7 protein-coding genes are annotated in these 11,476 nt (G+C 42.6%); 4 read left to right on the top strand and 3 right to left on the bottom strand.

Annotated features, from left to right (window positions below; translation table 11 throughout):
* Positions 1-13: 13 nt before the first annotated feature.
* Entirely contained in the window at positions 14-3,256 is a 3,243-nt protein-coding gene (locus tag C7475_RS03805; RefSeq protein ID WP_110051225.1) for a TonB-dependent receptor, read from the bottom strand.
* A 367-nt stretch (positions 3,257-3,623) separates the two neighbouring features.
* Here C7475_RS03805 and C7475_RS03800 point away from each other — a divergent pair, with 367 nt between their 5' ends.
* From C7475_RS03800 to C7475_RS03780, 4 genes are all read left to right on the top strand, one after another.
* Positions 3,624-4,556 carry an AraC family transcriptional regulator gene (locus C7475_RS03800; protein WP_110051223.1) on the top strand — a complete coding sequence of 311 codons (933 nt, stop codon included), beginning with the start codon at positions 3,624-3,626 and terminating at the stop codon, positions 4,554-4,556.
* 289 nt (positions 4,557-4,845) lie between these two features.
* Positions 4,846-5,169, top strand: coding sequence for a S24 family peptidase (locus tag C7475_RS03795; protein WP_110051220.1), 324 nt, complete (start codon positions 4,846-4,848; stop codon positions 5,167-5,169).
* A 256-nt stretch (positions 5,170-5,425) separates the two neighbouring features.
* A complete protein-coding gene (locus tag C7475_RS03785; RefSeq protein ID WP_110051215.1) occupies positions 5,426-5,863 on the top strand; it encodes a MauE/DoxX family redox-associated membrane protein in 438 nt (145 codons plus the stop codon).
* Positions 5,864-6,241: 378 nt separating this feature from the next.
* Positions 6,242-6,496, top strand: a complete 255-nt coding sequence (locus tag C7475_RS03780; protein WP_110051213.1) for a hypothetical protein — start codon at positions 6,242-6,244, stop codon at positions 6,494-6,496.
* A gap of 68 nt (positions 6,497-6,564) precedes the next feature.
* On the opposite strand, the gene C7475_RS03775 is transcribed toward C7475_RS03780, so the two are convergent.
* Entirely contained in the window at positions 6,565-7,968 is a 1,404-nt protein-coding gene (locus C7475_RS03775) for a RagB/SusD family nutrient uptake outer membrane protein (RefSeq protein ID WP_110051211.1), read from the bottom strand.
* Positions 7,969-7,983: 15 nt separating this feature from the next.
* The gene (locus C7475_RS03770) at positions 7,984-11,325 is read right to left on the bottom strand and encodes a SusC/RagA family TonB-linked outer membrane protein (RefSeq protein WP_110051209.1); all 3,342 of its coding nucleotides are present in this window, start codon (positions 11,323-11,325) and stop codon (positions 7,984-7,986) included.
* Positions 11,326-11,476 lie beyond the last annotated feature (151 nt).

Genomic DNA, 11,476 nt, shown 5'->3' with positions numbered 1-11,476 from the left:
TACGTTACGTTCGTTAAAAATTGAGATTAGCGCCGAAATTGAACACTTTCTGGATCGGATAGCTGAAGCCCTGGCCCGCTTGCTCCGGATCCCATAATTTGAAATGACTGAAGGTTAACAGGTTCAGACCACTGAAGTATAGACGCAAATTAGAGATGTACATACGTCTTGCCAGAGACTTAGGTATAGAGTAACCAACTTCAATTGACTTTAAGCGCATGAAACTACCATCTCTCAGCCACCATGTGCTTTGCTGCTGGTTGTTCAGGATATCGCTGGTTGCTAATCTTGGCCATAACGCATAGAGGTGTTGGTTTTCTTCAGACCAATGGTCATCAGCATAAGCCTGTAAGATCTGGGCATTGTTCACAAATGGAGCAGTACCATATTTGCCACGATACCTGTCATCTTCTGATGTAGCATTGATGAAGAAAGATTCTCTAGCAAGCCCCTGGAAGAATGCATTCAGGTCAAAGTTTTTGTAACCCATAGAAAAACCGAAGCCGTAGATGATCTGCGGTGTGGTAGGCAATCCGATAGGCACCTGATCGTCCTGGTTAATGATACCGTCTTTGTTAACGTCCCTGTATTTGATATCGCCTCCAATTGGTAACGGAGAGCTACCGAATAACTGGGTAGGAGAATTAGCAGCTTCTTTATCATCTACAAATAATCTTTCCGCGATATAGCCGAAAGGCTGATTGATCGGCCTGCCTGTCTGGAAGCGATAGTCATATTTGTACTGAGGTTCTTCATAACGGCCGTAACGATTGGAAGTAACTGTGAGGTTACCCATTACAGAAGCCCATACATCTTTTGAAATGTTCTGTTTATAATTAATGTTCAGATCAAGTCCTTTTGCATAAGCGGTACCCACGTTGGATTTAACCTGTGCTTCAAGACCGTTGGTAACAGGGATATATCCGCGTGGTTGCAGGATGTTATATCTGTATTCATTATAGATCTCAGCTGTGATGTTCAGATGATCGAATAATGTGATCTCTGCCGCGAGATTAGCCTTACGTGAAGTTTCCCATGTTACACCAGGATTAGGATAATTCTGTATGGTGGTACCGTACATCTTCACATTATTGTTGGTACCAAAAACAGCAGACGGACCATTTACATCATCGGGTGTAACGTTGGACAGATAATAGAAACGGGTATTGTCGATGTTGTCGTTTCCTACAAGACCATAGCTACCTCTCAGTTTCAATCTCGTAACAACGTCTGCTATGCCTCCTTTCCAGAACTTCTCGTTAGATATTACCCAGCCTGCACCAACAGTAGGGAAGAAGCCCCAGCGATATTGGGTGGAGAAACGTTCAGATCCGTTGTAACCGAAGTTGAACTCCAGATAGTATTTGCTGGCGAATGAATAAGTAGCTCTACCCGCCAGTCCGAGGTTGCGGTAAGGCAGTGAGTACTGTAAGGATGGATTTCCTGTGTTAGGATCATTCGCATCGGCATTCAGCTTCTGCTGACGCGTACCGATCAGTGCAGCGCTGATATTGTGCTTGCCGAAAGCTCTTGCATAGTCGAGGCTACCCTGTAGATAAAGGAATGTGTTTACATTCTTGCTACCGGGATAGTAACTGAGGAATTCCTGTGCTTGTCCTGGTTGATTATTAAGCCAGGTAAGCGTGTATGTATTCGCTGTCTGATCGTAGTTGTCTACGTCGTAGAAAAATGGCTTATAGGCCCTTCTCAGATCGAAATAGGAATACCTGTTCGTGCTGAATAAACCATGAAAAGCCAGGCCTTCTGTGATGAAGTTGAAGTTCTGGTTCACTTCAAACTGTGCGGACAGCTTTGATTCTGAAAATGCTTTATAGCCATACATAAGGGCTGCATAAGGATTGTTTTGCAAGCCGCCTGAAGTGGTCAGGGAATTACCGAAAAGAATGTGTTTGGTGAGCAGATTAGAGCTATCTGCCGGAAAATAAGCCGGGAAAGCTACCGGGCTGGTATGCAAAGCCCTGTCGTACATGTCACTGGCAAAACCTGACTGATCGTCGGTGATAGGTCCTGTATAATCATTGAAGTTTCCCCATAAGCGAACAACTGCTTCCGTTGTTTTAGTCAGCTTAACGTTGACGTTGGAACGTAATTGATAGTTTTCAAACTTCATGGAAGAGTTGAAATTATTAACGGGGTTCACCTGTAAGATACCATTGTCCCTGTCGTAAGATCCGGCTATATAATACCTGGCTGCTTCCGTACCTCCCTGCACATTGAAGTTTGCGCGTTGTGTGGTGGTTTGATTTTTAAACAAGGTAGACATCCAGTCAACAGCAGGGTTTACATAAGGATTGCTGCCGGCAGCGCCGTCCATAGTAGCCTGGGTGTTGATGATGTCGTTGGGCGTGTATTGTGGCTTGGCAAGCGGATTACGCGTTGTCAGTGCCTCATTATACAGCTTCATGTAGGTAACAGGATCAGCCAGTTTCACCGTTTGTGTAGGTTTGGAGATAGAACGTTCGTAACGGAAGTTCATGCGGGCTTTACCGATCTTACCTTCTTTGGTGGTAACAAGGATAACACCATTTGCGCCTCTGGCGCCATAGAGTGCAGCAGCGCTGGCATCTTTTAAGATAGAGAAACTGGCGATGTCGTCTACCTGCAGGCGTGCGAGATCGTTGGAAGTCAATTCAACGTTGTCTACCAATATCAGCGGACTGGCACTGTAACCAAATGTGGTCACCCCACGGATGAAGAAATTTGAATTGTCCAGACCAGGCTGACCGCCGCGTTGGAATGCGACCATACCGGCAATTTGTCCGGCCATCGCATTGGTAAGATTACTGGCGGGGATCTTCAGTGCGGCGGGATCAATACTTGTAACTGATCCTACAACAGCTTCTTTCCTTTGTTTTCTTCCATACGCTACAACTACCACTTCTTCGGCACTGAAGGTGGAAGGCTTCAGTACAAGGTTGATCACCTTTGTGTTAGCTGTTATTGAAATGAATTGTTGCTCAAACCCTATGAATGAGAATCTGAGCATAGTACCTGGTTCAACATCGAGTACAAACTTTCCGTTTGAGTTACTCATGGTGGCTACATTCTTCTTGTTTTCGGCGACAATGCTTACGCCTTCAAGTTTTGCACCGGAAGTATCTGTGATAGTTCCGGTAACGGTTAGTTTTTGTGTTTGTTGTGCAACAGCATTGTAGGCAAGGAATGTGGATAATAGAAAAAACAGGCACGCGGATTTAAATGTCCGGGACCGGGACACAGACAGAGATTTTGGCATAAACCAGTCTTTAGGAAAAATGAGTGAATAAAACTAGATCATACATGGAATTGCAAACAAAACTATCTTATGAGAGATGTCAGGGAAATGGAACATTCATTTATTTTGATGGATTATCCTACGATTTTGCACAAAATTGTTAACTTGCTTTGATACCAAAAATAAGCCCTGTCAAGATAGTATTGGCCTATGGTAATTTACTATTTAACACGTTATGAGTGGAGTTATACCGCCAGATCCGGACTAAGAGAAGATAGTATTGGCCTAAGGTAATTTAATATTCGCCGGTTATGAGAAATGTAGAATACTCTGATTTTGCCTATGTCAAGATAGTATTGTGCTAAGTTAATATAATACATGTAGCGTTATGAAAACTGTAAAACGAAAAGACGGTTTTGAAGGAGAGCGTATGATCAGTCTCCCCGACACCGTCTGGAAAAATGCCATTAAAACAAATCCCGTATTAGGTCAGCTATACATTACGCATATAGGTTATTTTCCCAAAGCAGCGTTCCATTACAGGGAGAGAAAGAACGGCTGTCCGGATAATATCCTGTTATACTGTGTGAAAGGAAAAGGTTGGTATTCAGTGAATGACAGGCGTTTTGAATTGGGATTAAATGAATTTGTGATCGTGCCTGCTACCAAAGCCCGTTTGTGTTATGGATCAGACGATAAAAATCCCTGGACCATTTACTGGGTGCATTTCTGCAGTAATGATATTGAGAGCTTTAATAAGGGCTTTAATATCGGATTGCTGGACGGGCCGCGGCATATACAATCAAATGAAGCCGGTATCCAGTTATGGGATATTATGTACCAAAGTCTGAAGATGGGATTTGGAAAGGACAATCTTAGTAAGGCGCATCTATGTTTGTATCATTTCATCTCTTCGTTCCTTTTTCCTGAAAAAGAATGTGTAGAAAAGAAAGAAGCACAGAACAGGATAGAGGGTACGATCAAGTATATGCAACAGCATTTGTCTGCTACGCTTACGGTAGATGAACTTGCACAGAAGTGTGATCTGTCGCCATCGCATTTTTCAAATTTATTCAAGAAGGCGACGGGGATGTCGCCGCTGAATTATTTCATTCATCTTAAGTTGCAGGAGGCCTGCCTGTTGTTATATACTACCGGCATGAAAGTGAAAGATGTGGCGGCAGCTACCGGTTATGACGATCCCTATCATTTTTCCCGTTTATTCAAAAAGACCATGCATATTTCTCCGGAGCAGTACAGGGGATTGAGAAGGAAGGGCGCTTTTCAGGCGGAAGAGGAATGGGATATGAGTTCCATATAAGGTTCATATGAAGGCTGTATCCTGGGTATGTTCGCTGTTATTGAACCATTTGAACCTGGTATAAGCTTCTACATTTTCGTGATCATACAAGGTTTATACAAGCTTTATCTTACGTTCATCCTACGTTCAAAGACGTAGGATGAACGTAAGATAAAGCTTGTATAAACCTTGTATAAAGCTGGTTGTATCAGTCTTTAGGCGAAGTCGGGACTTAATATCATTAATAATGATAGAGAGTGAAGGCGCAATATAATATTTATTATAATTTTGCATTATAATTTTTAACAAGATGAATAAATACGAAAGATTAAAAGGCGAGCTGCAGACAGCCGGGACGGGAAGGATGAAGGCATTTGGAAATTCCATGTTGCCTATTTTAAAGAGCGGGACCCTGCTTACGTTTTCAAAGGCGGACGAATACACGATCGGAGATATCGTATTCTGCAAGGTACGCGGCCGTTACATTGACGCACATAAGATTGTGAAGAAAGACGCTAACAAAGGATTCCTGATCGCTAACAATCATGGTTTTGAGAACGGTTGGACGAAGACTGTCTATGGCAGGGTAGTGACCGGAGAATTCGAAAACAGGGTCATCTATCAAAGAGGTTGATCTTCAAATTTTAATAACAATCCCTTTATAGTAATTAAAGCCCCGGTAACAGAACAGTTCCTCACTCACCCCGCAATTCCCGCTACAACAGCCGACAGTAAAAGAAAGCAGGTCAAGGTAAAAGATATTCTTCATTAACATAGGATTAACTAAGTTGTAATGAAAAAAAATTACCTTGTTGCTCTGCTTTGCTTTTCCATTCATTTTAGAGGGACTTATAATTTTTAGGGGACATTCAATTAAACTGCTCACACACATGGTTAGTATGAAAACCAGGGATGCTGTACTTTTGATCTGTTACTTTTTATTCACGGGCATGTTCGTTTACGCAGCAGTATCCAAACTGATGAATTACGACATTTTTGTTCTTCAGATGAATAAGCAGCCATTTCCTGACAAGTTTACACCTCTACTGGTATGGGGCATTCCGTCAGCCGAAATATTTGCGGCTATTTTGATGATGACTATTCCTTTCAGAAGGATCGGGATGTTCTTTGCAACGGCAATGATGATATGTTTTACGGGATATATCATCCTGATCAAACTCAACTACTACGGTAAAATTCCCTGTACCTGTGGGGGAGTGATCTCAAAGTTTACGTGGGGGCAACATCTGATCTTCAATATCTTCTTTCTTGCAGTAGGCTTTACTGCTATATACCTCGAACAGCAGTTCAGAAGAAAATCAGCTTAATTTTAAGAACGCAAAACATTATTAGAATAATGCTTGTTGATATGACATATAATAAAGAGTAATCGCTTACGTATAGGGACAATAAAAATTGACATTTATACTTTGACAGGTAACAGTTAAGTTTTCGGAACAAATTTATTTGCATTGATTGTAAAGGTTGCATTGCGCTGGAAATGAAATCCAGCGCGCAATTTCCCCTGACCATGAGCTTTAAAATGTGACTAGCTAATTGGGTCTTCAGTTAGCATGATGGGGGAGCTATACCTTTAAATCAGTAGAGAGAGAAAATGATTGCACATCATGAAGCGGTGCTATGTTCTTTAGTGCCGTTCAGTTTCAAAATAACTCTTCAATCCTCAATTACAAATAAGCAATCGTATGAAAAAAATCAAACTTCTCTTTGCAATCCTCGCTGCTGTAGCAGGAGTTAGCGGCGCTGTGGCATCTAGTGTTTCTACGTATTCTTCTGCTGATATTACCTACAACTGGATCAACTGGGATAATGAGCTTGTCCTTGTGAATCAGACGCAGGCACAGGCGCAAACGCTTTGTTCTGGTTCGCAACCCACTGTTTGTCTCCGAGCGCAAGGGGCTACCCATGTTTATACTACAGGAGAGTATCCAAGCTTTTGAGAAATAGATTGGACAACACCAGGAGACGAAACACCTGGTGTTGTAATTTTTGTTTGTTTATAACTTAATTAATATCCTGGGTTCTGGTCAAGATTTGGGTTTAAGGATATTTGTGCCTGCGGTATTGGCCATAGGCCGTTTTCTACTTTCCAGCTAGGTTTCATTGTAAGTAATGTCGTATATGCCTTACCGGTTCTTTTGAGATCAAACCAACGGTGGCCGCATTCGGTAAAAAATTCTATTCTTCTTTCTTGTTGTATTTTTTCAATTAGCTCAATGCCGGATATTCCCGGATAAGTAACGCTGATAAGCGGTAATCCTGCGCGTTGCCTGATGGTGTCCAGATCTGCAATAGCATCGGGTAAGAGATCAATGAATACACGACTTTCGGCACGGATCAATAATACTTCGCTAAGACGGAATATCATACTGTACTCTGTCAGACTGAAGTTAGAAGAGAAGTCAACCTTTTTTTTATACTTAAAGGGATAATAATAGGTAGTTCCGTTTACCTCTTTGCTTTTAACCCATGCTGGCCACCGTTTGTCATTCAGTTCAAAAGCATTGATCAGCGACATTGTCAGTGTATAGGAGGGTCTTGCTAATTCTGAAGGAATAAATGCGTTTCCCTCCATGGTGTTATATCCTGGTCGTACCGGTTGTATCTGAAATATCGCCTCGGAGCTGTTAGCGAGAAAAACTTTGTCAGGTTCTGTAAGGCGGTAATGTCCTGTATTGATGATTTCTGATGCTTCTTCCTCTGCTTTTGCCCATGATTGTTGATACAGGTAATATCGAGCTAAAAGGGTTGCGGCTGTCCACTTATTCGCCCTTGACTTTTCATTTCCGGGATAAGCATCTGAAAGCAATTCTTTTGCACTAGTTAGATCTGATAGAATTTGCTCTTTAATGGAATTTATATTTGTTCTCCCCATATTTTCATTCATCCTGTAGTCTGTGCCAGTGATAAGTGGTACCTCTCCAAATAGCTGGATCATTTGGAAGTAAATGAATGCCCGCAAAAATTTGCACTCGCCTCTAAGTTGATTTTTGGTAGCGAGCGGCAAAGATTTACTGCTTTCCAATATTTCAAGGGACGCATTAATCTGGTAAGTGAGACGATAAGTAGTGGCCCAGAAATTGGTCTCAATAAATGAATTGGTGGTTGAAACAGAGCCCTGGTAAAATTCAAGACTGGAAATGGCTTGCCCAGTATAGTCAGCCTCATCTCCATATATAGCGGTATAGAAAGTGATGGCTCCTGCGAAGATATTGGAATTATCAGAAATAGCAGAGTAGATTCCCAGAATGGCTGATTCAGCCGATTCTTTATCTTTAAATAAGTCGTCGCCTACAATCTTGTCGGTTGGATTATCCACATCAAGTATCTTATTGCAGCCGGAGGAACAATAGTAGATGACTATTATTAGTAAAAGCTGTTTGGCGCTATGCTTAATAAAGGTATTTCGCATGTTTAATCATTTAAATTATCGTACTGAGACTCGCATTCCTCCGGTTATTGTTCTGAGTGTTGGTAACGAGAATATGCCAGCCGTTTCGGGATCGCCTTCTTTATAACCGGTAAGGGTGAATAAATTTTGTGCATTGCAGAAGAAAATAATTTTTGCAATGGTCTTTTCCTTGTTCTTGTCAAAATTTATCGTATAAGTGACACTAACGTTCCTGCACTTGAAAAAGCTGCCGTCGGAATAAGCTTCATCAGACAATAGAATATTGGTTTTTGTGGTATAGACGTCTCCCGTTGGTCTTGTTGAATATCTGGGGTACCTTGTCTGATCTCCTTTTTGTTGCCAACGGTCAAGTACGAGGTCCAGCTGATTACCTGGTAATCCAGGGAATAAGCCGTTGAGATATGTACTGTAAAGAGAATTAGGTACCAGCTGTTTTCTAAAATCTCCCAACACTGAAAGGCTGAGTTGTTTATATCGCATGTTCAGTTGAATGCCGCCATGGTATTTCGGATCGAGACTGCCTATCACTTTATAGTCTGCAGCATCATAGCGGCCATTGCCATCTTCGTCCGTCAGGGAGAAAAGTCCGTTGTCGGGAGAAACACCCGTGGACTGAAACTTGTTAAGTACATTCAGCGATTGGCCTATAACATATCTGCTGTTATACGAAGAGCTGTCGAGGTTGACAAAACGGAGCAGTTTGTTTCTGGGAATGCTGAGATTAACTGCGGCATTTAAAGTGAATGACTTTGTTTTTACGATGTCGCCGCTAAGAGCGAATTCCCAGCCGCTGCTTTGCACCAACGCGTCAAAATTTCTTAAAATGCTTCCAAAGCCCGTCTGAAACGGTAATTTATAATCTAGCAGCTGGTTGTCACTTCTATTCCGGAAGTAGGCGATGGACGTCACCAGGCGGTCTTTGAAAAATTCCAGTTCCAGAGCAGTTTCCAGTTTTTTAGTCCTTTCCCAGTTATAATTAGGGTTGTAAAGCGCATCGGGAGACATAGGTGTTATGCCCTGATAGGGGTTAAGGGTAGCTGACCATGTATCGAGATATTTATAGTCGGCTATCTGGTCGTTACCGGTAACACCAAAACTTGTACGCAGTTTCCCGAAACTCAGGAATGGCAATGACGATTTTATAAGGGGTTCCTCTGAAAAGATCCAGGCGGCGCCAATAGCTCCGAAATTACTGTAGCGGTTTTCAGGGCTGAATTTACTGCTTCCATCCCGTCGTCCGGATAGATTAATAATATACTTGTTTCTAAGTTTATACGTGGCCCTGCCAAAGACAGCGCCATATTTATATTCAATGCGGTTTGTTTGTTTACCAGAGATGACAGCCGCTCCGTCGATAGAATAAAGCAATGCGTCATTAGTATAACCTTGTCCCTTAATTAAAAAGGTATTGTTGGTCGTATACTGATAGGATGCTCCTGCCATTATTGTAAGTTCACCGTCACCGAGCCCCCGATGATATTCTGCCTGCGGTTCTGCGAGATAACTTTTGAAAGTATTGTTGCCGAACGAAGCCGCGCCAGTTATATCGTCTACGAGGTAGGGATTCAGTGAGGCTTTAGGAATGATCTGAGTTTCAGCAGCGTCTGTGCTGTTATACCCGAGGTTTAGTTTAACCCAAAGATTATCCAGGATAGAATATGCTGCGTGCAGATTAAGTAGTTGGTTTTCCTTTTTATGTATATAACGCTTGAAGAATTCTGCCAAAGGATTTTGGAATGGCTCATTTCCTTCAATCCAGACAGGTTGATGATTTGCATCATATACAGGTGGTGCGTTAGGTGGAAGTAAAAGGGCAAATAAAGGCGCATTAAACATCTCATTCTTGTCTTTAGCATAATTGTAATACAGCCCTATTCTGAGTTTACCGTTTTCTGACCTGTGATTTACGGAAAGACTGGCGTTGCCTCTGAGAAAGGACATATCTGACGGATATACTGTACCTTCCCGGTAATAGCCTGCACCCAGCATTAATTGCGTAGTCGCATTCCCGCCCGACATGAAGATGTTGGCCCTCCTGACAGGAGCAGTCCCTCCAACTAGCCACTTCTGCCAGTCAGTGTACCTTGTAGTATCCCAGGAGTAGATATCAAAGGCATAGCCTGGAGTACCAGGGTCGTTATTGGGCGTGATGTTGTCATTCCGGAAAGCTTCACGCCTGACTTCCAGGTATTGTTTGGTATCGAGCAGGGAAAGCTTTTTGCTGATCTGAGTGAAGCCTTGCATATAATCTGCAGTGACCTTTATTTTACCTGCCGTTCCTTTTTTGGTAGTGATCTGGATAACGCCATTTCCCCCGCGACTACCATAAATGGCGGTAGCATCCGCGTCCTTCAATATTTCGATACTGGCAATGTCCATTGTATTAAGACTGGAGAGCAATCCTACACTACCATTGGGCTGGGTAGTAAGAAGATTGATACGCTGATTCCCAGCAGGTATTGGAATACCGTCAATTACAATAAGTGGCTCATTGTTACTCAAGAATGAGTTCTGTACCCTAAGACGGATATCCAGAGGCGTACCTGGCGCACCACTTGACTGGTAAACCGTTAACCCCGGCACTCTGCCCTGAAGCGCGAGTAGAGGATTCGCTACCGGATATTTTTCTATATCGACAGCCGTTACACTGGCAACGTTCCCCGTGTTCAACCGTTTTGAGGTTGTACCATAAGCGACAATGATCGTTTCGTCCAGGTGGCTGAGTGACTTATTGAGGGTAACACTGATGGCCGCATCCGGGTCCGGAACGTTGTATTCCTGTGTAGCATAGCCGGTGTAACTTATCTGTAATACGGGATGGGGAACGGTGGATGAAATGAAGAACGCTCCGTCTTCCTTAGAGCTATACCTTTTATCAGTTCCTTTTATCCAGATAGTAGCTCCCGGTAAGGGTGTCCCCAAACTATCCTTCACCTGTCCCTGGAGGCGGTAAATTCTTTTATTTGTAGCGTCGGTGGAAGGTTCCGTTGTAGCGGGACCGGTAACCGGCAGTCGCGGGTCCCTGTTGATAAGGATTGTATTGCCTTCCCGCCTGCAGGAAAAGCCTTTCTTACTTACAAGGCGGTCAATGAGCGTTTCTACCGGCTCATTCAGCGCGTGTACATCATATAGCTCGTCATCAGCAAGATCGTTTTTGGAGTAAAAGAGATAGAGTCCTGTTTGTTGTTTAATGCGGTCAAATATGATGTGTAATGGGGTATTATCTAAAGATAAAGTAACCAGTACAATGGATTGGGATGATGGTTGCTGCGCAATAACTGCAGTGGGAAAATATAATAACAACTGAAATAATAGCATGAGGAATAATATGCTGGCATGCCTCTTAAAAAGTTGCATAATAGCTAGTGTAAGTTGTTTTTTAATACGTTGGTATTGCTTCCCGCGGGTAGACAATATTAATTAACCAAGCAGATGAATCAAAGTTGTGTTTTTTTGGGCGCTACTTATGTCGAAAAAAAATATGAATTAACTGAAATCCGTTGTGGTA

Source organism: Chitinophaga sp. S165 (assembly GCF_003182155.1).
GTDB lineage: Bacteria > Bacteroidota > Bacteroidia > Chitinophagales > Chitinophagaceae > Chitinophaga.
Note: the sequence above shows the minus strand (reverse complement) of the source record. Positions and strands in the feature narration are given on the sequence as shown.